Below are 23,344 nucleotides of genomic sequence, written 5' to 3'. Positions count from 1 at the left end.
GTTCACTGGCCGAGCATGGAATGGATCTTCTGATGAACCGCATCGCGCAATGGGTGGTTGAGCTCTTCTAGGAGTTCCTGGGCCTTGCGCCAGAGTTGCAGCGCCCCGACTGTATCCCCAAGCTCTTGTCTAAGGTCGCCGTACCTGCTCAAGGTCTCGGCCTTGTTATAGCGGTGCCTAAGCCGGGGAAGTTGCTCGTCCATGGGAATCACCTGCCGATAGCATTCCTCAGCCGCATCAAGGTCGCCGCTGCTCTGGTACGCGTAGGCGAGGCTGTCCCATACGTCGGCCTCGCCGGCCAGGTTTCCGGATTCGCGATTGAGGGTCAGTGCCTCGCGGCAGGCCGACACAGCCGTGTCGTAATCGCCGAACGATGCGAAGTACCAACCCAACGCATTGCGCGCCTCGGCCTGCCCGCCCGGGTTGTCGTCCTTGGTGTGCAGATCGAATGCCCGCTCGGCGTGGTGCCGGCACTCGTGCTTACGGTGACGTCTACCGCTGTACACGCTGAGACGGTGATGGGTCCTGGCCTGTCCGCTGATGTCGCCGATCTCTTCGAACAGGGCGAGCGCGCGGACCAGTTCTGGCTCGGCGTCTTCGCCTGTGGGATCCAGCAAGTCGCCGGCACTCCCGAACTCCAGCCGCGCGATGCCCTCAGCGTACGGATCGCCAAGGGCACAGGTCACATCGACCGTGTTCTTGGCCACCCGATACCAGTCGTGCCAGTGGCCGAGCCATTCCAGGAAGGGAGCGAGCCCCTCGACGATCCGCCACATGTGGTTGGGGAAGCCGTCGTCCTGTGCCTTGAGAAGTGCTGCGATGATCGAGCTCCGGTTGTCCTCGAACCAAGCTCCAGCCTCGGCCACCGTTTGGAAATGGGCCGTGAGCACTCCGCGCTGCAGGGTGGGCAGCGGGGTGAGGCGGCGGGTGGGCATGAGCAGTCCCACAGCTCTGTGGATGTTGTGGAGGTAGTAATCCAGCACACGGTTGGAGGCCAACCGTCGGTCGGCCTCTAGCTCCTCCTGGTTCACGACCTCCGCGGCGAAACTGCGTACCAGGTCGTGCATCGAGTACTGCCCCGGTCTCACATTCTCCACCAGGTGGTTTCTCGCGAGGTGGGTGAGAGCTTTGTGCGTGTTCGCCAGGGACATCCCGGCGAGAGTGGCCGCCGCCGCAGTGGTCACCTGATTTCCATGATGGAGGCCGAAGAAGCGCAACAGCCTACGTCCATCGTCAGTCAGGTGCCGGTAGGAGCCGTGGAGCAAGGACCGCATGCTGGTCGCGGTGTCGCCGGTTTCCAACCGGTCCAGCGCGCTCAGCGTCTCCTCGAACATCTCTACGAAGTCCGCGAGTCGCAACGATGGCTGGCTGAGGGTCATCGAGGCCAGGATGCTGGCCGCAAGCGGAATGCACTCTGACATCGCGACCATCGTGGATATCGCCTCGGGCTCAGCCTTGACCCGCTCGTCCCCGACGAAATCCTCGATCAACTTGGCCGTCTCGTCCATCCGCAACGGTCCCAACCTGATCGACTGAGCGCCGGTACTGACCAGGAGACCGGTCAGTTGGTTGCGGCTGGAAATGACGGTCAGGCAGCCAGACGAAGCGGGGATCAGGGGAATTACCTGCTCGGTGTCCCTGACGTTGTCGAGAATCAACAGCACCCGTTTGTCCGCGAGCACACTTCGGAACAGGGCCGCCTGCGCCTCGAGCTGTGCCGGGAATCGACTTTCCGGAACGCCGAGCGCGTTGAGCAGGGACCGGAGCGCGGTCTCCGGCTCGATCGGATTGTCCGAGGTCTCGAAGCCTCGGAGGTTGAGGAAGAGCTGGCCGTCAGGGAACAGATCTGCCACTTGATGTGCCCAGTGCACGGCCAAAGCAGTCTTGCCGATGCCCCCGATGCCGCCGATCACCACGATGGAGGCAGCCGTCCTGTCCTCTCGCTGAGTCTGACTCAGTGCTCGGTTAAGTACTCTTAGCCCGTCGACTCGTCCTGTGAAGTGACATGGAGCTGCGGGCAGCTGTCGGGGTACCATCGCGGGCGACTCGATCGCCTGCTGTCGGACTTCTGGTTCTTCACTGACTTGCGGCGCGACCAGGGTTTCGTCGTTCTTGAGTATCGCCAGATGCAGTTGCTGCAGTTCGAGCCCCGGCTCGCTTCCCAGCTCCTTGATGAGCTCGCGGCGAATCCTCTGGAAGGCGGCGAGAGCGTCACCCTTACGCCTACTGCGGTAGAGGGCCGTCATCAACTGAGCCCAGAACCGCTCACGGAACGGATGTGACTCGACAGCACGCTCGAGCTCCAACACGATGTCATCGTGATGCCCGAGCGCGAGCTGGGCCTCGTAATGCAGCTCCAGAGTCCGCTGATAAAGCTGCTCGAGGTGGGGCAGCTCGCGCTCCCGAAGGCTTGCGGACGGCACCTCGGTGAATGGCTCGCCAGACCAAAGCCCAAGCGCTCGCTGCAGCTCGCCTGCGGCCGCCCCCCAGTCGCCCTCCCGTACGGCGGACCTCGCGCTCATCGCGTGCCGTTGAAACATCAGCAGGTCTACCTCATGCACCTCGGCTCTGATCTGGTAGCCCTGCGGCCGGGTTACGATCCTGCCGCCCAGTTCGTCGCCCAGTGCTTGACGCAGCCGCATCACATAGGTGCGCAGAGCCACTCTGGCGTTGTCCGGAGGGTATCTGCCCCAGAGGACCTCGATCAGGTGTTCCACCGAAAGAGGCTGGTTCGGTTTTGCCAAGAGTGCGGCCAGTAGCGCGCGCTGACGGCCGGAGTTCACGGGAATCGTTCGATGGCCGTCGCTGATACTCAGCGGCCCGAGTATCCGGGCTTCCAAACGTCCCCCAGTCTTTTACTTTATCCTGACGCAACACTTTTGTTGTCAATATTTCCATGATAGGGGTACTACTTTCGTAGATCTAGTAGTACTGGCATCACGACACGCTTCGAACTTTGGCAGACATTGAGGTTTTTTCGACGAAAGAGATCCGGATAGATCGAATTCGAGTATCACAGTTGGCCAGAAATAGGTGTTGAACCGTCGGCGGAAGAGTGTCTTGCGACAGATCAACCTCTACACGGAACGGCTCCACATGATGATCGAGTAAACGTCATTACCCGCCCTTGAAAGGCCCAGCGTGGAAAGTGTGGCCGCGCCCGCACGCTACGCACCGAACTCGGCCGACGTTGAGAGCATCGAGATGTTGTAGTGGAAGGCGCCCAGGTCGGATCCGCCGAGAGTGTTCTCCGCCAAGGGAATCATGCAGACGCTGTAGCCGCCGGAGTCGGTGGGGCTGCGGATATCCAGCCAGGACGCGTTGCAGTTGAACCCGGACCCGGTGTTCCAGTTGATGATCACAATGTTTCGGCCGTAGGGCTGGGAGTACGCGCCGTTGTAGGTGGACTTGTAGGGGTACTCGTCACAGGACCAGACTCCCGGAGCCGTGGGTTTGGGGTGCCCCGGTGGGCAGGCCGTGTTGTAGTTGCGGTCGATGATGGTCTCGTTCTGGGTCCTGGTCAGGATGTCCGTCATTTTGAAATGGTTGATGGCGAGCTGGAGGTGGCGGGCATACGACGGATAGCGTGACGACAGGACGTCGTGCACCGGGCGGACCGAGTCGTAGACGCAGCCCGAGGGGTAACCGGGCAGCGCGTCGTCGCAGCGATGCACGGCCGGCGCCGTGATCGAGGCGTTTGTCGTCGGGTTGACCCATGCCGAGTTGGCGAACCAGTACCTCATCCCACCGTGTGCACCCCACTTGTAGCCGCTGAGCGGGCTGTTGAAGTACGTGGTGGTCGAGTGGACGCGGCCCGGAAGCGCGGACCCGCCGACCAGCCCGCTGCTGGACACCGTGCAACTGGCGAGGCATTCCGGCTCGGCGTAGACGAGGGAGTCGAGCACCGCCGGGATCGCCGGGCCGGCGACGGAGTTGGCCTGGTAGTGCCACGACTGGCTCCAGCGCAGCGAACCGTGGTCGAGGGTCGTCAAGCTGGAGACGGTGAACTGTATCGAGCCGATGACGGCCCCGTTGGGCACCGTGAAGATGAGCAGGATGCCGTCCTCGATCACGCATGCGGCCGTCCGGGTCAGCGTGGGGCTCCCGCCGCAGATGTCGGCGGCGACCCCGGCGCCGGTCGTGACCCGGTCGGCTTTCCTCGCCTGCTTACGGATACAGGTGGCGGTCCCGGACTTCCCGGTCGCGGCGAGCGTCTCCGCGTGCTGTTTGAGGTCGGTGCCGCACTCCTGTGCGACGGCGGGTTCCGGTGCGGGCCTGTCCGGTGCCGCCGTCACCGGGGCGGTGGGCACGAGCAGGGCTGACAGCCCTAAAGCGACGCTCGCGATCCCCGCTGTCCATCTGGCCACGCGTTACTCCCTTCGTGGAAGTACGTCGGGCGAAGAAAAACACCAGCCTCTGGACAGGCTCTGGATGTTTACTGAACACCGCAGCTACACTGTGGCGGTGCTGGTCATCCAGGTGCTCGGCCGCCTGCGGGTGTGGCACGATGACCTCGAGGTCGATGCCGGGCCGCCCGCCCGCCGCCTGATGTTGGGGGTCCTGGCGCTCAACGCCGGGCGGCTGACCACCCGCCGGGAACTGATCGAGTCGCTGTGGGGCGAACGGCCGCCGTCAAGCGCGGTCAACGTGCTGCACACCCACACCAAACACCTGCGCCGCCTGCTCGACCCGCGGCACAGCCCGCGCGACCAGGGCGGTGTGCTCTCCACCGTCGGCGACGGCTACCTGCTTCGCCTGCCGGAGGCCGCCCTCGACCTGCTGCGCTTCCGGCGTACGATGGCAGCCGCGCAGCGGGCCGGAAGCGACGGCGACCCGGCGCGGGCGGCCGCGCTGTTCCGCGAGGCGCTGCGGCTGTGGGAGGACGACGACCCCCTGTGCGACGTGCCGGCGCTCGAAGACCACCCTAAGGTGTGGGGCCTCAAGGCCGAGCGCCGCCGCGCGCAGTTGTCCTACTGGGACCTGATGCTGCGGGCGGGCCACGCCGCCGAGATCATCGCCGCGCTGGCGGCGCAGGGCGCGGCGAACCCGCTCGACGAGGCGGTGCAGGCCCGGCTGATCCGCGCGTACCAGGCGACGGGCCAGCGGACGATCGCCTTCGAGCGGTACGAGGCCACCCGCCTCGTACTGGCCGAGGAGCTGGGCGTGGAGCCGAGCGAGGAGCTCGAACGGGCGCACCGGCACCTGCTTGAAGAGCAGGAAAGCCGTGGTGTGCCAAGGATTCCGCGGCAGCTCCCGGCGCCGGTGCCGGACTTCACCGGCCGCGCCGGCGAGCTGGCCCTGCTCGACGCCGCGAACGCCCGCCGCCCACCGGGGATCGCGGTCATCTGCGGCACCGCGGGCGTGGGCAAGACGGCGCTCGCCGTCCACTGGGGTCACCGCAACCGCGAGCTGTTCCCCGACGGGCGCATCCACCTCGACCTGCGCGGCGACGACGCCGAACACGCGCTGCCCCCGCACGAGGCGCTGGGCCGCCTGCTGACCGCCGTCGGCGTGTCCGATCAGGACATTCCTGCCGACACCCAGTCGCGGGCCGCGCGCTGGCGCACCGAGACCGACGGCCGCAGACTGCTTGTGCTGCTCGACAACGCGGCCTCGGCCGAGCAGGTACGGCCGCTGCTGCCCGGCACGCACGACACCCTCATGGTGATCACCAGCCGCGACAGGCTGGCCACCCTGGTCGCCCTGCACGGCGCGCACCGCGTCGAACTGGACCTGCTGCCCCGCACCGACGCCGTCCACCTGCTGCGCCGGCTGCTGGACGAGCGGGCGGGCACCGATCCCGGCAGCGTCGACTCGCTTGCCACCATCTGCGCCCGTCTGCCGCTGGCGCTGCGCCTGGCCGCCGAGTACGCCGGGGCGCAGGCGCACCTGCCGCTGGCCGGCGTGGTGACGCGGCTGCGCCGGGCCGGACCGCTGGAGCTGCTCGACTGGGGCGGCGGGGCGGCGATCCGGCACGTTTTCGGCTGTTCGTACCGGCTGCTCGACGCCGAGGCGCAGCGCCTGTTCCGGTTGCTGAGCCTGAACCCGGCGCCGCACTCCACGCCGGCCTGCGTGGCGGCGCTGTCGGACGTCGACGAGATCGGCGCGGCCCGGCTCCTGCACCGGCTCGCCTCGGCGCACCTGCTGCGATGCGATGCCTTGGGGCGCTACGGGTTTCACGACCTTCTGCGTGCGTACGCCGCCGAGATGAGCCTTGCCATGGACGGCGAGGCCGAGCGGCAGGCGGCCGTGGACAGGCTGCTGGAGCACTACTGCGGGACCGCTGTCGAGGCGAGCGGCACCCTCTACCCCGGGTGGAGCGGGAGCTGGCGGCACGCCGGGCTCGCCCTCAAGCCCGGCGGCGTCACCCTCACGCCGGGCGCGGCACTGTCGTGGCTGGACGGCGAGCTGGCGTCGTTCGGCACGATCTGCCAGTTCGCGGTCAGGCAGGGACGGCCGGAGCGGGCGGTCACCCTCGCCGCCGCGTTGCACCGCTACCTGGAGGCGGGGCACGGCACCGAGGCCCTGTCGATCTACGAGTGCGCCGTCGACGCCGCGCGGGGGATGGGAGACTCGGAGGGCGAGGCGCATCTGCGGACCAACGCCGGGGTCATCCTGCGGCTGCTCGGCCGGTACGCTCCGGCCGTCGAGGAACTGAGCGAGGCGCTGGAGCTGTGCCGCCGCATCGGCAACCGCCACGGCCAGGCCCGCTCGCTGTCCAATCTGGGCATCATCGAGGAACGTCTCGGCGAGTTCGCCTCCTCGGCCGCCCGGCACAGCGAGGCCATCGCGCTCTACCGCGAGATCGACGACCCCTTCGGCCAGGCGGCGGCGCTGACCAACCTGGGCAACCTCGAGGAGTCGATCGGCGAGCACACCGAGGCGGCGCGGCACTTCCTGGCCGCGCACGACATCTTCGCCGCGCTCGGTGAGCGTGCCGGGCAGGCCATCGCCCTGTCCAACCTCGGCCAGATCTACAGCTCGCTGGGCGAGGACGCGCTCGCCGTCGCGAAACTGCGCGAGGCGCTGAGCCTGTTCCGCGAGATCGAGCACCGTGACGGGGAGGCGACCGCGCTGAGCAACCTCGGCACCGCCCTGTGCCGTCAGGCGAAATTCGACGAGTCCCTGTGGCACCTGGAGCAGGCGCTCGCGATCTTCCAGGCGACCAAGCACAGGTACGGTGAGGCGAGTGTCCTCAACGCGATCGGTGAGGCGTTGCGCACCATGGGCCGTGACGGCGAGGCGGCGCAGCGGCACCGGCTGGCGCTGGCGATCGCCGCCGAGACCGGCGACGAGGACGAGCGCGGCCGCGCCGCCGCCGCGCTTGAAAACCTCGGCTGAGGACCGCGAGGACCGCGAGGCGTGAGAGGGCGGATGCGGCGTGGCCGGACGAGCGACTCGTTAGGCTTTCGGGGTGAAGGTTGCCGGGCTGGTGCTGGCGGCAGCTCCACCGCTCTGGCCTTGCGGGTGCCGAGAATTCATCCGTGCAGGTCGCGGCGCTGTCGGGTGATCATGCAGTTCGCGCCTGGAGGTCGCGGGGCCACACCGGAATCGGCATGATGATCTATCGTGCTGCTGCGCCTGGCCTACCTCGCCGTCACGAACACCTTCTCGTTCATGCGGCTCCTACCGATGGCCGATCGTGACAAGGAGGTCGAGATCCTGGCGCTCCGGCATCAGCTGACGGTTCTACAGCGGCAGGTGCCCAAACCCAGATTCACTCCGGAGGACCGACCACTGCTTTCAGGCTCGCACGGGAGAACCCTTCCTGGGGCTATCGGCGGATCCACGGCGAACTGGCCGCACTCGGTATCAGGATCGCCGCCTCCACCGTTTGGGAGATCTTGAAAGAGCACGGTATCGCTCCGTCCCCGCAACGCACCCACACCGGCTGGGCCGACTTCTGCGCGACCAAGCCGACGCACTCTTGGCATGTGACTTCTTCGAGGTCCGCACCTTGACCGGGGCGCGACTCTACGTCTTCGCCGTCATCGAGCATGCCACCCGCCGCATCCGCATCCTTGGCACCAGCGCCCACCCCACCGCCCAATGGGTCACCCAACTCGGCCGCAACCTCATGGACCTGAACGAGGTGGGCGCCTGCGCTAAGTTCCTCATCCGCGACCGCGACGCCAAGTTCACCGCGGCCTTCGACGCCGTGCTGACCGACGCCGCGATCCAGGTCGTCACCACAGGTATCCGCATCCCCGCGCATGAACTCCATCATGGGTAAAGCGCCGGGTGTGTCCAGTTTTCGGCTCTGGCCCACTTTCGGTGGTGACGGAACGTGATAGCTCGTGTCGGTACATGGCTATCTCGCCGTGCTGTGTCAGCGTGACGCCGGTGTGACGTAAAGGATCTTGCGGAGCTGGTGTTCCCGCAATTGGCCGGCTTGGTCGTCGGCAGCGTCCGGCCCGGGGCCGGGGCGATCGTTGTGCATGTCACGTCCGAGGGGGCGCCGGTGGCGTGTCCCGGCTGCGGGGCAGCCGGACGGGTGCATGGCTATGTGGATCGGCAGCTGGCGGACCTGCCGTTGGGCGGGCAGCGAGTGCTCGTGCGACTGCGGTTTCGGCGGTTGAGGTGCGCGACGGTCGGGTGTGAGCGGCAGACGTTCCGGGAGCCGTTGCCCGGTTTGGCCGAGCCGTATCAGCGCCGCACGATCGCCTTGAGCGCGCAGGTGGGGGCGGTGGTGCGGGAGTTGGCCGGGCGGGCGGGGTCTCGGTTGCTGGACGTGCTGGGAGTCGGGATCTCGCGGCAGAGCGCGATCCGGTCTTTGCTACGCCTGCCACTGCCAGTCCGTCCAACGCCGGAGGTGATCGGGGTGGATGACTTCGCGCTCCGTAAGCGGCACCGCTACGCCACGGTGATCATCAACGCGGTGACGCGGGAGCGGCTCGATGTGCTCGCCGACCGTCAGGCCGACACCTTGGAGGCGTGGCTGCGCGCCCATCCCGGCGTGCGGGTGGTGTGCCGGGACAGCAGCGGCGCTTACGCCGAGGCGATCCGTCGCGCTCTGCCTGAAGCGGTGCAGGTCGGTGATCGCTGGCATATCTGGCACAACCTGGCTGAAGCCGTGGTGAAGGAGGTCGCCGCGCACTCGGTCTGCTGGGGCAAGAGCGGCCCGCCGCCAAGAGAGGGGGTGCGGGCCGCCACCACTCGCGATCGGTGGCGGCAGGTCCATGCTCTGCTCGACCAGGGCGTTGGGCTGCTGGAATGTGCCCGCCGTCTCGGTCTGGCGTTGAACACCGTCAAGCGGTATGCCCGCATCGCTGAGCCCGAGCGGCTCGTCCGGGTCCCGAAGTACCGGCCTACGCTCGTCGACCCGTTCCGTGATCACCTGCGCCGCCGCCGCGCCGAAGAGCCCGCCGTCTCGGTTCAGCAGTTGCTCGCCGAGATCAAGGAGCTCGGCTATACCGGCAGCCAGAACCTGCTGTACCGGTACATCAACCAAGGCAGAGTCGAGTGCGACCAGCTCGCGATCTCGCCGAAGCGACTGGCAGGCCTGCTCCTCAGTGAACCAGGCACACTGACCGACGCCCAGCGGGAACGGCTCGATGCCGCCATCGGCGCCTGCGGTGAGATGACCATGCTGAGCGGCCTCATCCGGGACTTCGCCGCCCTCCTCGACCCGAAGGACGGTAACGACCGGCTGCTGGCCGTCTGGATAGAGCTCGCACGACAAGTCGACCTGCCGCACGTGCATGCCTTTACCCGCGGCCTGGCCAACGACCGCGCCGCCGTGGACGCCGCGCTCAGCCTGCCGTTCCACAACGGCGGTACCGAAGGCGTCAACACCAAGACCAAGCTCCTCAAACGGCAGATGTACGGCCGCGCCGGGTTCGTTCTCCTTCGCCACCGCATCCTGCTCGGCTAGCCACGTACCGTCACCACCGAAAGTGGGCCAGAGCCGAAAACCGTACAGTCCCTCACATACACCCAACTCGGCTACGAATGGCGTCTGCTGTACTAGAGTTGACACATGGCGGATAACGAGACAGCGTTCAGGTCACTTGATGGCACGGCTTTGTTTGGCACGATCGCCGCAGAAGGAACCACGCTGAATGGGGTTGGCGTCTTGGTTCATGGCTCAGGGGTTACTCGTGACGAGGGCGGCTTTTTCACGCGCATGGCGGCCGGTCTTGCTGCGGCTGGAGTGCCCAATCTCCGCTTTGACCTCCGGGCGCACGGCGCGAGTGGGGGCCGAGAATCGGAACTGACAATTGCATCCGTAGTCAATGACGTTCAGGCAGCATGCGATCACCTTCGTAGCCAGACCGGCTGGGATGGTCCGGTACACGTAATCTCGGCATCGTTTTCTGGGGGCGCCTGCGCACTGTTCGCCGGACATCGCCCCCACGACGTATCAAAATTGGTGCTATTGAATCCGCGACTGGACTATCGCGAGAGGTACACCACTTCTCGCGTGGGATGGGTCAACGATTATCTGTCATCCGAGATGGCGCAGAAATTGGACGATCAGGGATTTACCGAGCGGTCCTCGTTCGAACTTGGGCGGGCTCTGTTGAACGAGGTGCTGCTGTGGGACCTCCCGGCGGTTCTGGCTGCGGTTCAGGTTCCTACTCTGATAGTGCATGGGACCGCAGACACCTTTGTATCTGTTGAGCTCTCCCGCCGATTCCGTCCGTTGTTTGGCGGCAGCACAGCACTCGTGGAGATCGATGGCGCCCAGCACGGTTTCGCTGTCCACGAGGATCCGGAGTACCGGGACCCGCAAACGAAAATATGGCAGCGTGAGGTCATCGAGCTAGTCGGTAGGTTCGTCATCGATTAGAGCTAGGCCGTCAACAATTGCGTACTTTTGTGTGGCTACCCGATGAGCGATTTCAACGGCTACTGGAGGGAAACTATTTCACCGGACAATTTCAACGCGCCGAACTGCGGTGATGTCGTTTCTTCGGTCCAGTAATCGAGTTTCTCATTAGTAAGGGTGTAGACCGATGATCTACACCCGTTCCCTGTCTGCCTCCCAGCCCAGATGGAATCAATCACCGAGGATGGCAAGGCGCTGGCAAAGCTCCTGGACTGTGGGTCGGTTGATGTGTGGTTGCAGATGTACAGTGGCACGGCGTAATTCAGCGAGGGCCTGCCCAAAGTTGGCAACAGCCGCAAGATCGAGGACTTGAAGAGCGGCAGTAGCCGCTTCGTCCGGTTCGCCAGCGGCAGCGAGAGCACCAGCGAGGTGAGCGGTGAAGAATGCGCGGTCCCTATCGGCAAAATTGCCGGAGGCAAGGTGCTCCTGGAACAAGCTTACTGCTCGTTCAAATTGTCCGACTTCGCGGTAACAGATTGCGGTCTGGACCATCAAGCGTTCGGGGGTATAGCTGTCGCCGAGTGGTCCGCTACAAGTGACAGGCCCGGTTACCGGGGTGGCGTGGTCGAGGGCGGCGCGTGCACAGTCAAGAATATGGTAGACCTCGCCGACCGGGGCGCCGGTCATCGCAAGTGCCCGAGCTTCTTGCTGGAAAGCTTCGGCGCGCGAGCGAGGTGGTAAAACCCACGGTCCCCTGGTGGCAGCGCGAGCCAGGTCGAGCATCCGAACGGGGTCGGTGCGATCGGTAGCTTGGGCCTGCCGCAGCAGGACGTAGGCGTACATTGCACCATCACCGGTAAAAGTAGCCCACTCCTTTGACTGTTGATGCCAATAGGCGGTGTCACGGGCGGGGGCGCCACCGTCCTTATGAAGCCAAGCCGCAAATTCTGCGCCGCGGGAACCGAGGATGAGCAGGTCGCGGCGGATTTCGGTTCGAGCAGCGCGGGCAGCGTGGTTGATTACGGCCAAAATTCCGAGTGTCGCGGGAAGAGCCTGGTGAGGGCCTAATCGGCCGTCCGCATGAGCAGCTTGGTCCAGTGCGCCACGTAAATGATTGACGAGTTCGTGATCGCAGTAGTGGCGGGCGTTCTGGGCAACGGCAGTCAGATGCTCGAGCGCTTCCAGGTCGAATAGCGGGACTGAACCCGCCAGAACGCCGCTTAGGAAGGCGCGCCGACGAACGGCGTCCTCCAGGAGAGTAGGGGGATCCTCTCCCTGGTTACTAGAGCGCATTGGCCGAACAAATCCAAGATCTTCCAGTGACAACTTAAATAGAGCCTGGAGGACTCGACGAGCGTCACGATTGGGCCATGTGGTGACACCCGATTCCCACCTGCGGACCTGTCGGACCGAGATTCGGGCCTGCTCGCACATGCCGTGGGCCTTAGCCTCATAGGCCTCGGCGAAGTCTTCCTGAGTGTGCCAGCCTCGTGCGATGCGAGCAGCAACAAACTTCCTGTTGGTTGGAGGATGTTGGATCATAAGCACCCCAGGCTTGCGGCTTCCACATTATCCACCAATACACAGGGCGAAAGGAACAGAGAACGACTCGTTCGCAGATGTGTCCGGTGATGTGTCCGCCAGTCTGGCCTGGCCACTTCGTGTGAGCGGCAGTGCACTGAACCTGACCGTAACAGCTTGACCGGCAACAACGTATGCGATGACCAAGGAGAGTACGTAAATGCCGGGTGTGTCGCCTACCAATTGTTCGCACAAGCATTCGATCGGCGGGTGAGCGCACCGAGACTGGACGACAATCGTAGAACTATCTAACTGGAGGTCAGTTTCTATGAACAGAGGAGGCCTTGGGCGATCACGAGTAGACGAGCTGGGTCTTGCGGAACCCCAGGTCGGCGTTGGCGAACCTACGGAAGACGCCGCCATCTGGGCGCAGGGTTGGTAGGGACTGGAATGGCGACCCAACGAGAGAGCCTGCCAGCTGAAGGAGAGTCGGCTCGGACGGAGCTCTCATCAGGGAAGGCAATCGCGGCGAAGTTCGGCACCGGTGGCCTGGTTGTCACGCTCATGCTCAGCGGTTCGTTGCCGATGGCTATTTTTATCGCGGGTGGCCTTTTGCTTGCGGTCATGGCCGTCGTGACTTTGGTACTATGGAAGCGCGACGCCTGGATGTATGAGCGGTTGCTGTGCTTGCTCGGGACGGTCTTTGACCGAGGCCAGGTTGTCACGCACTTTGTGTCTATTCTAAGAGATACCGAACACGCCGACAGACTGCTGTCGAAGACCACCTCATCCGAGTCAACGCACGAACTTTGAGGTGTCCCCACAGGTTCCGGATAGTTGGCTACATAAGCTGACAGAATTCTGGAAGAGGTAAGTACGTGACGAGGCGTCATAGTCGGCCCACACCGAAATTCAAGGAAGAAGCCATCTCCCTCACGCGCGGACGACGGCGGTTGCTCATGACTACCGGGCGAAGGGAGCAGCACCGTCATGAGGCATTCCGGCTACGACCTGGCCAGGCGCCCGCAGATCCGGTCCGTGCAGGTCTGGTGGTTCACCGCCGGCTGTTGCTGTCACTGCTGCTGTCAGGGAAGATCAAAAAGCCCCGAACGACAATCCGTTCGGGGCGTCTTGGCTGGTCAGTTGCTGTGGCCAGGGGCGGGGTCGAACCGCCGACGTTCCCCTTTTCAGGCGGACTGACCTCCCTGACACAGAGGGTTCCGGGGCCAGCGGTGGCAGGCGTTAGCCGCTGAGTGCTGGTGGTGCACCACGTTGTGGTCAGCCCAACTGCCCGGTGGCGAGGCCCGACGCAGGAGGACCGCGGCAGCCGATCGCCCCAGCCCTTATGGTCCTTATAGCGAGGACCGAAGTCGGCGATCGTCACGGCCCCAGCGATCGTGCGGCAGATCTAAGATCTTCAGGATCCAATAAGACGCTTTGCGGCATCGACCAACATCTGTGACCGATCTTCTATAAAAGCTTCGAAATCATCATCGAAGAGACTGGCAGGGCAAAGTGAACGCTCCAGGATCTTTGGTACGGCTACCGAGTCCATCCGCCCACGATAGATACTAGGTGCCACGCCGCCAAGCGTTTTGTTGTCCTGAGATGACATGAACACAAAGTTTGCCAACCTATTTATCTCTGGCGCAGCATACTCTAGTTTTTTCAGGAATGCCTGCGGATAGAGATGGTGAAACTCATTGCGATTGTAATTCTGCAGGACGCTTGCCAGGGATATAGGTTGCCCAGATACATAACTCAAAGGCCGAGAGTGCGCCAAGAGCATGACAAAGGTTTTAGTGTTCGTCGTACGCACACTAAACTGCTCACTAAAGAAGGGAGCGTCAATGGACACATTGATCTGCGCCAGAGCTGATTTGCCGAGAGTGCGAAGCTTCTGTGCTTCCTCGATGTCACGATTGAGATTCCTGATTACTCCAGCACTGAACCGGCGCGAGAAGCATGCCCGCCAGACCCAGCGGATTAGGGTTTCTCGCTGCGAAGTTGATAGCTTTACGCTCTTACCCTGACCGACAGCGAAAAACACCGACAGTGGAACAATGAGAGTCGAATAAGGTAGATTATCGAGCGATTCTACGTTGAAGTTGTTGCGAAGAAAATCTATGGCGCCCTTGATTCCGTTCTCAACCTCCGAGAACCGATCTCGAACTTCGGAGCCGTCCATGCTAACCAGCGCACCTGGAGAGACATCATGCTTCACGACTGCCGCACAGCAACGCAGTAGGAGGTTAGTGTCGTCTCCAACCGATTCAAACCCGAAGGGCTTAAGGTCGTCCGCCAGTTCGGTGAACTTATTTTGGAGGTCAAAATCCTCGCTCCATGTCCATGCGGAAAGGAGTTGGAAGACGTCTAGCTCGACGCCCATCCGGTTGACCCTCTCAAAAACGATTGCTACCTTTGCTCGATTATCCGTCTCAATATATTGGATTGGGATCTGCGCCTCTTTGAACGTGGCTTGAACAGAGTCTATTAGGCTTGCCTTCTGAGCATCTAGACCCTTCGTTGCATTGCGATAACCTAGAACGTCGAAGAAGGTTCCGATTGGGAAGTAACGCTCAAGGTCGGCTTCTTGTGGATCTAGTGCTACAAACCGAGAGTCCTGGAAGTTCTCAGATGCTTCCATGTCGAAATAGATATTTGTCCAGCTAGTGTCACCATCAGCCGGAATCTCCGTCTGAAAGACACCGAAAACTGAGGTCAGGCGCTGCTGTCCGTCTAGAACATAATCGATGGGGTATTCAGGCTGACGATCGGGCAACGTGAAAGGGCCTAGCGCCCTCTCCGTCTTGAGCTGCTCTTTGGTGCGCCATAGAATCGCGGCACCAAATGGGTATCCCTTGTAGATGCTGTCCATGAGGAATGCCACGCGCTCCGCATCCCACACAAAGCCGCGCTGGAATGCGGGGATGCGAAGAGACCCTGAGATAACATGCTCGATCACTCTTCGGATCGGCAGCCCGTCCATGCGCTCCCCCATCGTGACAGTTCGTTCCCGTATGGTCAGATCGTACTGAACGAACTTGGCGAACAGGGATGGAATTCGGCATTCCGGCGCGCAGGCTGCGCTGGCCGCGACCGGCCGCAGAGCCGCAGCGCGGCCAGCAGGCGGTCTGCACGCGAGGGGACACGGAGCTGTCTCGCCGTTCGAGGCTCAGATGGAAGCTCGATCATGGTCCACAACTGGTCCACAACCAGTGAGCTACGACGAGAACGGGCGGGACTCCGTGAGACTGGAGGCCCGCCCGTTCGTATGATGTTAGCCCTGGTCAGCGGTCGGAACCGCTGCTCAAGATCGAGTGCCCCCTGTAGGATTCGAACCTACGCACCCGGCTCCGGAGGCCGGTGCTCTATCCCCTGAGCTAAGGGGGCTCGACAGGTGTTAAGGCTACCAGTATCCGGAGAGCACTCGGCACCAGATAACGCTCCGCGAACGCATCCGGCGAAAACCGCACGTGACCGGCTAGCTACAGGTTAGCTTTGCGCCCGTGGGCGAGGTTCTTGGCAAAGTACTGGTCGTGGACGATGACGAGGTCATCCGGCAGCTGATTGCGGTCAACCTGAACCTGGAGGGGTTCGAGGTCGCGACCGCCACCGATGGACAGGACTGTCTTGAGCAGGTGCTCGACGTCATGCCGGACGTGATCACGTTGGATGTGATGATGCCGTGTCTGGATGGGTGGGCTACGGCGCAGAGGTTGCGTACCGAGGAGGCGACCAGCCATATCAAGGTCGTGCTGATCACCGCCAGGGCGCAGGATGATGACAAGCGGCGGGGGCGGGGGATCGGGGTGGATGCCTACCTGACCAAGCCGTTCGATCCGGCGGAGTTGATCCAGGTTGTGCGGGATTTGGCTGCTGGGGCTCGGGACTGACGCAGCGGGGTTTGATCCGGCGGGACTGGTGATGGGGGCGGTTGAGCGGGCTCGGCATGCCTATGAGCGGGCGGTGTTCGGTGGGGATCCCGGTGGGCTGGCGGAGGCTGAGCTGGGGCTCGATCGGGTTGAGGCCGAGTTGGTGCTGGCGCGTGGGCGGCTCGTTCATGCTCGGTTTCTTGAGGGGCAGCACCGGGTTGATGAGCCGGAGTTGGAGCTGGAGTTGGAGCTTGGGCTGTTTGAGCGGGCTGTGGGGCTTTATCGGGGGTTGGGGGATGTATGGGGGGAAGCTGAAGGGCTGTTCTGGGTTGGGGTTTGGCATCAGGTAGTGCGGGGGATCAGGATTCGGCGCGGCCGGTGTTCGAGCGGGCGCGGGGTCTGGCGGAGCGGGCCGGGGATGGGCTGACGCTTTCGTACGTGCTGCGGCATCTGGGGATTGGTGAGCATGTCGCTGGGCGGCTGGCTGAAGCGCGGGAACTGCTGGAGGAGTCCGTGCGGCTGCGCAGGGAGATCGGCTTCATGGCCGGCGTGGCCGCTAACCTGGTAGGGCTGGCCTATATCGCCCTTGCCGAAGGGCGGCGGGATGAGGCGGTGGCGGTGCTTGATGAGGCGGCCGCGATCGCCGAGGAGGATGGCGCCGGGGGCGTCATGCGCTCGATCCAGGAGGCCCGCACACGGCTGTAGTGCCACGGTCGAACCTAGGGAGAAACGTGCGTAGCTCGATTTTCGGCAACCTTGACCCCCAGCATCTGCCCCCGGCCTTCGCCCTCGAGAACGGCAAGATGCTGCGCGTCCAGTTGCCCGATGAGGTGCTGGCCAAGCAGGGGTCGATGGTCGCCTTCCAGGGGCAGATGGACTTCAACTACGAGGGCTCGGGTGGCCTCGGGAAGATGTTCAAGAAGGCCATGACGGGGGAGGGCGCGTCCCTGATGCGCGTACGCGGCCAGGGGCTGCTCTACCTGGCCGACAACGCCGACGACATCCACCTGTTCTACCTGGAGAACGAGGGGATCACCGTCAACGGGCGTAACCTGCTGGCGTTTCAGCCGCAGCTCGGCTGGGACATTCAGCGGGTGCAGGGCGCCGGGATGGCGGCCGGGGGGCTGTTCAACACGACGATCACCGGGACCGGGTGGGTGGCGGTGACCACGCACGGCACGCCGGTGCTGCTGGATGCGGCTCGCATGCCGACGTTCGCGGATGGGCAGTCGGCCGTGTGCTGGAGTACGGGGCTGAACGTCGGGGTCAATCGGACGATGAAGGCAGGAGCCTTGATCGGGCGGGGGAGCGGGGAGGCCATGCAGTTGTCGTTCAGTGGGCAGGGGTTCGTCCTGGTGCAGGCCAGTGAGGGTGTGCCGGTAGTTCAGCAGCGGTCGTGATCGGGGGGCCGGCTGTGGTCCCTGATTCGAAGGAATAGACAGGGAATTAGCTAATTGCCATAATGGGCTGGTGCTGGACGTTGATCTGGTCAAGGCATTGGGCAATGACAAGCGGCTGCTGATCCTGGACTGGCTGCGCGATCCCGAGCGGCACTTCCCGCCGCAACGTGACGGTGACCTCGTACAGGACGGGGTCTGTTCGCTGTTCATCGCCGAGAAGCTCGGCGTGAGCCAGCCCACCTGCGGCGAGCACCTCAAAGTGCTCGCCAAGGCGGGGCTGATCCGCGGCAGGAAGATCAAGCAGTGGGTGTTCTACCAGCGCGACGAGGAACGAATCGCGGCGGCGAAGGAGTTGTTGAGCAGTGACTGGTGAGCACCACGCCGCCTACGAGCGTCTGATCGCCGACATGGATGCCGCGGGAGCGCGTTATCGGCTGATCGAGCACGCGCCGGAAGGGCGTACCGACGAGGTCAGTGCGTTGCGCGGGCACGCTCCCGGGCAGGCGGCCAAGTGTCTGGTGGTGATGGTCAAGATAGGCAAGAAGCAGACCCGCCACGTCCTGGCCGTCGTGCCCGGCGACGCGCGGCTCGACCTGCAGGCGGTCAAGGAGCTGCTGGAAGGCACATACGTCGCCTTCGCCGCCAAGGACAAGGCCGAGGAGCTGGCCGGCAGCGTGAGCGGGACCGTGCTGCCGTTCAGCTACGACCCCAGGCTCGAGCTGGTCGCCGATCCATCGCTGCTGGACCAGCCCGAGCTGTACTTCAACGCGGCCAGGCTCGACCGCTCCGTGGCACTGGCCACCGACGACTACGTACGGCTGGCGGCCCCCAGAATGGCCGCCATCACCGCGAGCAACTAGGGGTGGGAGCGGTGTTGGTGCCGTTCCAGGAGGCCAGGAAGCCGAACGTGGTCGACGCCCCGGGCGCCAGCGAGCCGTTCCAGCCGGCGTTCCGCACCGTCACCGACGAGCCGCTCGCGCTCAGCGTGCCGCCCCAGATCTGAGTGATCTGCTGCCCGTTGGCGAACGTCCACCCGACCGTCCACGCGGTCATCGGCGACGAGCCGGTGTTCTTGACGGTGACCTCACCCTGGAACCCGCCCTGCCACTGACCGCCGTTCTTGTACGTGGCCGTGCAGCCCCCGGGAGGCGGCGGGGTGATGGTGGTGGTGGCGGTGGGCGTGGAGGTGCCGCCCAGGGCGCTGACCAGCGGCGGATACCACTTGTCGGACATCTTCTGGTCACCGGCGGCGTTCGGGTGCACCCCGTCGTAGGTGTCGCTGCCAGTGTTGAAGCCCGCCCACTGGTCCACCACGGTGATCGGCGACTGCGCGGTCGTGGTGGCGGCGGCCCAGGCGGGTATGGCGTTGTTGAAGTTGACGGCGCGCTGGCCACAGTCACCGCAGTTGGACGGGGCCATCGGGATGATCTTGGCGACGAGGATCTTCATGCCGGGGTTGCTGGCCCGCATCTGGTTCACCAGCGTGGTGAACGCGCTGAGGATCGTCGCCGGTGCGATGTTGCTCCACACGTCGTTGGTGCCGAGGTGCATCAGCACGATGTCGGGCTTGGTGGCGGAGAGCCAGCCGGTCAGCAGGTTCTGGCTGGCGATGTTGGTGGCCAGGTAGCCGCCGTGGCCCTCGTTGTCGCCGTCGTGCGCGACCCCGCAGCCCTGCGTCGGCAGGGTGCCGACGAAGTCGATGTTCGTGTGGCCGGTGCTCTGGAGGCGGTTCCACAGCAGGGCCCGCCAGCAGCCGGGGGATCCGGTGATCGAGTCGCCCAGGGGCATGATCCTGGTGGCGGCGGCAGTGGCCGAGGTGGTGGTGGCGAACAGCGTGGAGGCGAATAACACCGCCACGACCAGTGCCAGCACCACCGCCGCCGGCTTGGAGCCGGACTTGCGCATTCGTCTGCTCTCCCGTCGTAGCCTGCGCAGATCGTAAGGAGGTGCGGGCGCGGGCGGGAAGGGAGGCGATCACGGCATGTCGGCTGACCTGCGGTGATAGGGGTCAGGCTGATGTAACTTTCAGCGGCGGACCACGGCCAGCGGGCAGGGGGCGTGGTGGAGCAGGGCCTGGCTGACAGAGCCGATGAGCATCCCGGCTAGCTGCCCGTGCCCGCGCGACCCGGTCACCAGCAGGTCCGCCCGGCCGGCGGCCTCCTTCAGCACCTCGACCGGATGCCCGTGCACGACCTCGGCCACGGCCTCGACCCCGGGATGCCGCGACCGGTATCCGGTCAGCGACTCCTCCAGCGCCCGCAGCGCGTCCTGCTGGCCCTGCGGGTCGGCCGGTTCGAAGCCGCCAGGCCGCGGCCAGGCCCACGCCTGTACGACACGCAGCCGCGCACCGCGCAACTCCGCCTCGGCGAAGGCGAACTCCAGTGCCTGAGCGCTCCCGGAGGAGCCGTCGGTCCCGGCCACCACCTCGCCGCGCGCGGACGTGGGCCGTTCGTGGACGAGCACGACATTCGTCCGCGCGTGCGCCGCCACCCCGTGCGCCACCGACCCGATCAGCAGCCCGCGCACCCCACCGATCCCCCGGCTGCCGACGACCAGCAGCTCGGCCCCCTCCGACGCCTTGATCAGCGCCTGGCGGGGCTCGCCGGGCAGCAGCACCCGCTCGGCGCGGACCCCGGGCCACGCGCGGCGGGCCGCCTCCTCGGCCTCACCGAGTACGGTGTTCGCGCCGTCGCGCATCCATTGGGCGACCTCCGCGTACCGGTCGAGACCCGGTTCGCAGATCCATTTCGGCACGGCGTGCGCCACGGTCAGCGGCGCGTCGCACAGCGCCGCCTCGGCGGCGGCCCAGGCGGCGGCCTCCAGGCCGATCCTGGAGCCGTCCACTCCGACGATGATCACAGCGCGTAGCACTCCACCTCGGCACGCCGGAACGGCAGGCCCTGCTTCGTGGAGTCACGCGTGCACGAGCGTTCGGCCTTGCTGAGCTTCAGCGTGCCGCACACGGTCACGCCGGAGTATGACCGGCAGTCGAGCTTGCTGTCGGTCTTGCCGACGCGATACATCTCCTCGACCGCGGCGCGGCATTTGGCCTTTCCGGTGTCCGCGTAGCGGCACTGGGCGATCAGGATCTGGTACTGCTCCTGGCTCACTTCGTGCTGGTCGATACCGTCCCCAGCGGCGGCGGTCGCGCCGGACATGGCCATCACCACGAGTCCGACGACAGCGGCGATCTCTTTCATAGTCCCCCTGAAGGAGTCCGTACCGCTGAGGGCGATCGTCAAACCTCACCGTGATGTTTCGGGCGCGCGCGGGCGTGGGTACGATCACCGCCGACCAACGCGGGAGCCCGGTGTGGACCGGGCTGAGAGGACGGCTGACAGCCGCCGACCGCCAGAACCTGCTCCGGGTAATGCCGGCGAAGGGAGCTTGCGCGATGACTGCCGCGCGCTTTTCCAAGATCTACACCGGTGACCTGCGCGTCCCGATGCGCGAGGTGCGCCTGTCCGACGGCTCGGCGGTGACGCTGTACGACACCTCGGGCCCGTACACCGACCCCTCCTTCGAGCCCGACCTCGGGCGTGGCCTGCCGCGCCCGCGCGAGCCGTGGGTGCGCGAGCGCGCGGCCGCCGGCGAGCCGGTCACCCAGGCCGGCTGCGCCCGGCGCGGGCTGATCACCAGGGAGATGGAGTTCGTGGCGGTGCGTGAGGGGGTCACGCCCGAGTTCGTACGGGACGAGGTGGCCGCCGGCCGGGCCATCATCCCGGCCAACGTCAACCATCCCGAGTCCGAGCCGATGATCATCGGCCGCAACTTCCTGGTGAAGATCAACGCCAACATCGGCAACTCGGCCGTCACGTCCTCCATCGAGGAGGAGGTCGAGAAGATGACCTGGGCCACCCGGTGGGGCGCCGACACGATCATGGACCTGTCCACCGGCTCCGACATCAACGAGACCCGCGAGTGGATCCTCCGCAACTCGCCCGTACCGGTCGGTACCGTGCCCATCTACCAGGCCCTGGAGAAGGTGAAGGGCCGCCCGGAAAACCTGTCCTGGGAGGTCTTCCGTGACACCCTGATCGAGCAGTGCGAGCAGGGTGTCGACTACGTGACCGTGCACGCGGGCGTGCGGCTGGCGTGGGTGCCGCTCACCGCCCGCCGCAAGACCGGGATCGTCTCGCGCGGGGGCTCGATCATGGCCGCCTGGTGCCTGGCGCACCACCGCGAGAGCTTCCTGTACGAGAACTTCGACGAGATGTGCCAGATCCTGGCCCGCTACGACGTGTCGTTCTCGCTCGGCGACGGGCTGCGTCCCGGGTCGATCGCGGACGCCAACGACGAGGCCCAGTTCGCCGAGTTGCGCACACTCGGGGAGCTGACCGGGATCGCCCGCCGGCACGACGTCCAGGTCATGATCGAGGGCCCCGGGCACGTGCCCATGCACAAGATCAAGGAGAACGTGGACCTGCAGCGCGAGGTCTGCGACGACGCGCCGTTCTACACGCTCGGCCCGCTGGTGACGGACATCGCGCCCGGCTACGACCACATCACCTCGGGCATCGGCGCCGCCATGATCGGCTGGTTCGGCACCGCCATGCTCTGCTACGTCACCCCCAAGGAGCACCTCGGCCTGCCGAACAGGGACGACGTCAAGACCGGCGTGATCACGTACAAGATCGCCGCCCACGCCGCCGACCTGGCCAAGGGTCACCCGGGGGCGCAGGCGCGCGACGACGCGCTGTCGGACGCGCGGTTCGAGTTCCGCTGGGAGGACCAGTTCGACCTGTCGCTCGACCCTGACACGGCCCGCTCGTTCCACGACGAGACCCTGCCCGCCGAGCCCGCCAAGACCGCGCACTTCTGCTCGATGTGCGGGCCCAAGTTCTGCTCGATGCGGATCAGCCACGACATCCGGGAGGCCGGTTTCGCGGAGAAGGCCGCCGAGTTCAGGCGGCTCGGCGGCAACCTCTACGTGGACTAACCCGGGAGCGTCTCCCCGCCGATCGGGGCCAGCACCTCGCCCGTGTAGTACGACGACAGCCGGTTCGCGGCGAAGAACACGTACGAAGGGGCGATCTCGTCCGGATCGGCGGGCCGCCCCATGGGCACGTGCTCGCCGAACTTCTCCACCTTCTCCGGCGGCATCGTGGCCGGGATCAGCGGCGTCCACACCGGCCCCGGTGCCACGGCGTTCACCCTGATTCCGCGCTCGACCAGGTTCTGGGCCATGGAGTAGGTGAAGGCGTTGATGGCGCCCTTCGTGGCGGCGTAGTCGATGAGCGTCTTGTTGCCGCGCAGCCCGTTGATGGAGGAGGTGTTGATGATCGCGCTGCCCTCGCGCAGGTGCGCGAGCGCGGCCTTGGTGACGTGGAAGTAGCTGTGGATGTTGACCGCGAACGTGTGCTCCCACTGCTCGTCGGCCAGCTCCTCCAGGCCGTTCACCGGCTGCTGGTAGGCCACGTTGTTCACCAGCACGTCCAGGCCGCCCAGCTCGGAGACGGCCTGCTCGACGACCGAGGCGCAGTGGGCGCGGTCGGCGAGGTCGCCGGGCAGCAGCACGCAGCGCCGCCCGGCCGCCTCGACGAGCTTGCTGGTGTGGGCGGCGTCCTCGTGCTCGCTCAGGTACGCGATCGCGACGTCCGCCCCCTCCTTGGCGAAGGCCACGGCGACCGCCCGGCCGATGCCCGAGTCACCGCCGGTGACCAGGGTCCTCTTGCCCTTCAGCAGGTCCCTGCCCTCGTAGTCGCGCATCTCGTCGCGCGGCTCGGGGCTCATCTCACCGGTGTGTCCCGGGTATGTGGTCGACATGCCCAGCGGTC

General features: G+C 65.2%; 19 protein-coding genes, 1 tRNA gene and 1 riboswitch. Of the genes, 11 read left to right on the top strand and 9 right to left on the bottom strand.

What is annotated here, in order from left to right:
- Nucleotides 1–2 precede the first annotated feature (2 nt).
- Both C4V41_RS13620 and C4V41_RS13615 read right to left on the bottom strand, forming a co-directional pair.
- Nucleotides 3–2,783 carry an AfsR/SARP family transcriptional regulator gene (locus tag C4V41_RS13620; protein ID WP_160150267.1) on the bottom strand — a complete coding sequence of 927 codons (2,781 nt, stop codon included), beginning with the start codon at nucleotides 2,781–2,783 and terminating at the stop codon, nucleotides 3–5.
- Between the two features lie 384 nt (nucleotides 2,784–3,167).
- Nucleotides 3,168–4,367 carry a hypothetical protein gene (locus C4V41_RS13615; protein ID WP_160150266.1) on the bottom strand — a complete coding sequence of 400 codons (1,200 nt, stop codon included), beginning with the start codon at nucleotides 4,365–4,367 and terminating at the stop codon, nucleotides 3,168–3,170.
- Between the two features lie 97 nt (nucleotides 4,368–4,464).
- Between C4V41_RS13615 and C4V41_RS13610 the strand changes: the two genes are divergently transcribed.
- The 4 genes from C4V41_RS13610 to C4V41_RS13595 all read left to right on the top strand — a co-directional run bounded on the left by C4V41_RS13610 (nucleotide 4,465) and on the right by C4V41_RS13595 (nucleotide 10,792).
- The gene (locus tag C4V41_RS13610; RefSeq protein WP_160150265.1) at nucleotides 4,465–7,341 is read left to right on the top strand and encodes an AfsR/SARP family transcriptional regulator; all 2,877 of its coding nucleotides are present in this window, start codon (nucleotides 4,465–4,467) and stop codon (nucleotides 7,339–7,341) included.
- A gap of 616 nt (nucleotides 7,342–7,957) precedes the next feature.
- Complete coding sequence (locus tag C4V41_RS62895; protein WP_200823951.1) at nucleotides 7,958–8,233, top strand: hypothetical protein; 276 nt, start codon at nucleotides 7,958–7,960, stop codon at nucleotides 8,231–8,233.
- A 138-nt stretch (nucleotides 8,234–8,371) separates the two neighbouring features.
- The gene (locus C4V41_RS13600; protein ID WP_235030103.1) at nucleotides 8,372–9,874 is read left to right on the top strand and encodes an ISL3 family transposase; all 1,503 of its coding nucleotides are present in this window, start codon (nucleotides 8,372–8,374) and stop codon (nucleotides 9,872–9,874) included.
- Nucleotides 9,875–9,979: 105 nt separating this feature from the next.
- Entirely contained in the window at nucleotides 9,980–10,792 is an 813-nt protein-coding gene (locus tag C4V41_RS13595; RefSeq protein ID WP_103956173.1) for an alpha/beta hydrolase, read from the top strand.
- Between the two features lie 210 nt (nucleotides 10,793–11,002).
- Here the strand turns inward: C4V41_RS13595 and C4V41_RS13590 are convergent, their stop codons facing one another.
- Nucleotides 11,003–12,097 (bottom strand): XRE family transcriptional regulator, encoded by a 1,095-nt coding sequence (locus C4V41_RS13590; protein ID WP_200823950.1) that lies wholly within the window; start codon nucleotides 12,095–12,097, stop codon nucleotides 11,003–11,005.
- 645 nt (nucleotides 12,098–12,742) lie between these two features.
- Between C4V41_RS13590 and C4V41_RS13585 the strand changes: the two genes are divergently transcribed.
- Nucleotides 12,743–13,105: a hypothetical protein gene (locus C4V41_RS13585; protein ID WP_103956171.1), complete on the top strand. Its 363-nt coding sequence runs from the start codon at nucleotides 12,743–12,745 to the stop codon at nucleotides 13,103–13,105.
- 604 nt (nucleotides 13,106–13,709) lie between these two features.
- Here the strand turns inward: C4V41_RS13585 and C4V41_RS13580 are convergent.
- Both C4V41_RS13580 and C4V41_RS13575 read right to left on the bottom strand, forming a co-directional pair.
- The gene (locus C4V41_RS13580; protein ID WP_103956554.1) at nucleotides 13,710–15,281 is read right to left on the bottom strand and encodes a GmrSD restriction endonuclease domain-containing protein; all 1,572 of its coding nucleotides are present in this window, start codon (nucleotides 15,279–15,281) and stop codon (nucleotides 13,710–13,712) included.
- Between the two features lie 332 nt (nucleotides 15,282–15,613).
- Nucleotides 15,614–15,685: transfer RNA gene (locus C4V41_RS13575), tRNA-Arg, on the bottom strand.
- A 116-nt stretch (nucleotides 15,686–15,801) separates the two neighbouring features.
- Between C4V41_RS13575 and C4V41_RS13570 the strand changes: the two genes are divergently transcribed.
- The 5 genes from C4V41_RS13570 to C4V41_RS13550 all read left to right on the top strand — a co-directional run bounded on the left by C4V41_RS13570 (nucleotide 15,802) and on the right by C4V41_RS13550 (nucleotide 18,427).
- Nucleotides 15,802–16,188, top strand: coding sequence for a response regulator transcription factor (locus C4V41_RS13570; RefSeq protein ID WP_103956170.1), 387 nt, complete (start codon nucleotides 15,802–15,804; stop codon nucleotides 16,186–16,188).
- Between the two features lie 357 nt (nucleotides 16,189–16,545).
- A complete protein-coding gene (locus C4V41_RS62890) occupies nucleotides 16,546–16,872 on the top strand; it encodes a tetratricopeptide repeat protein (protein WP_200823949.1) in 327 nt (108 codons plus the stop codon).
- Nucleotides 16,873–16,898: 26 nt separating this feature from the next.
- Nucleotides 16,899–17,567, top strand: coding sequence for an AIM24 family protein (locus C4V41_RS13560; RefSeq protein WP_200823948.1), 669 nt, complete (start codon nucleotides 16,899–16,901; stop codon nucleotides 17,565–17,567).
- A 70-nt stretch (nucleotides 17,568–17,637) separates the two neighbouring features.
- Nucleotides 17,638–17,940: an ArsR/SmtB family transcription factor gene (locus tag C4V41_RS13555; RefSeq protein WP_103956169.1), complete on the top strand. Its 303-nt coding sequence runs from the start codon at nucleotides 17,638–17,640 to the stop codon at nucleotides 17,938–17,940.
- Nucleotides 17,930–18,427, top strand: a complete 498-nt coding sequence (locus C4V41_RS13550) for a YbaK/prolyl-tRNA synthetase associated domain-containing protein (RefSeq protein WP_235030102.1) — start codon at nucleotides 17,930–17,932, stop codon at nucleotides 18,425–18,427. The genes C4V41_RS13555 and C4V41_RS13550 overlap by 11 nt, the downstream gene beginning before the upstream one ends.
- Here C4V41_RS13550 and C4V41_RS13545 read toward each other — a convergent pair.
- The 3 genes from C4V41_RS13545 to C4V41_RS13535 all read right to left on the bottom strand — a co-directional run bounded on the left by C4V41_RS13545 (nucleotide 18,411) and on the right by C4V41_RS13535 (nucleotide 20,767).
- Nucleotides 18,411–19,472 carry a cellulose binding domain-containing protein gene (locus C4V41_RS13545; RefSeq protein WP_103956168.1) on the bottom strand — a complete coding sequence of 354 codons (1,062 nt, stop codon included), beginning with the start codon at nucleotides 19,470–19,472 and terminating at the stop codon, nucleotides 18,411–18,413. The genes C4V41_RS13550 and C4V41_RS13545 overlap by 17 nt on opposite strands.
- Nucleotides 19,473–19,592: 120 nt before the next feature.
- Nucleotides 19,593–20,426, bottom strand: coding sequence for a universal stress protein (locus tag C4V41_RS13540; RefSeq protein ID WP_235030101.1), 834 nt, complete (start codon nucleotides 20,424–20,426; stop codon nucleotides 19,593–19,595).
- Nucleotides 20,423–20,767: a hypothetical protein gene (locus C4V41_RS13535; RefSeq protein ID WP_103956167.1), complete on the bottom strand. Its 345-nt coding sequence runs from the start codon at nucleotides 20,765–20,767 to the stop codon at nucleotides 20,423–20,425. The genes C4V41_RS13540 and C4V41_RS13535 overlap by 4 nt, the downstream gene beginning before the upstream one ends.
- Before the next feature lie 89 nt (nucleotides 20,768–20,856).
- Nucleotides 20,857–20,969: riboswitch (TPP riboswitch) on the top strand.
- Here C4V41_RS13535 and thiC point away from each other — a divergent pair.
- Nucleotides 20,962–22,506, top strand: a complete 1,545-nt coding sequence (gene thiC / locus C4V41_RS13530; RefSeq protein ID WP_103956166.1) for a phosphomethylpyrimidine synthase ThiC — start codon at nucleotides 20,962–20,964, stop codon at nucleotides 22,504–22,506. Its footprint overlaps the riboswitch before it by 8 nt.
- On the opposite strand, the gene C4V41_RS13525 is transcribed toward thiC, so the two are convergent.
- Entirely contained in the window at nucleotides 22,503–23,333 is an 831-nt protein-coding gene (locus tag C4V41_RS13525; protein ID WP_103956165.1) for an SDR family oxidoreductase, read from the bottom strand. The genes thiC and C4V41_RS13525 overlap by 4 nt on opposite strands.
- Between the last annotated feature and the right edge of the window lie 11 nt (nucleotides 23,334–23,344).

Origin of the sequence: Nonomuraea solani, assembly GCF_900108335.1 — a bacterium.
GTDB lineage: Bacteria > Actinomycetota > Actinomycetes > Streptosporangiales > Streptosporangiaceae > Nonomuraea > Nonomuraea solani.
This window is presented reverse-complemented; position numbering and strand designations above follow the sequence as displayed.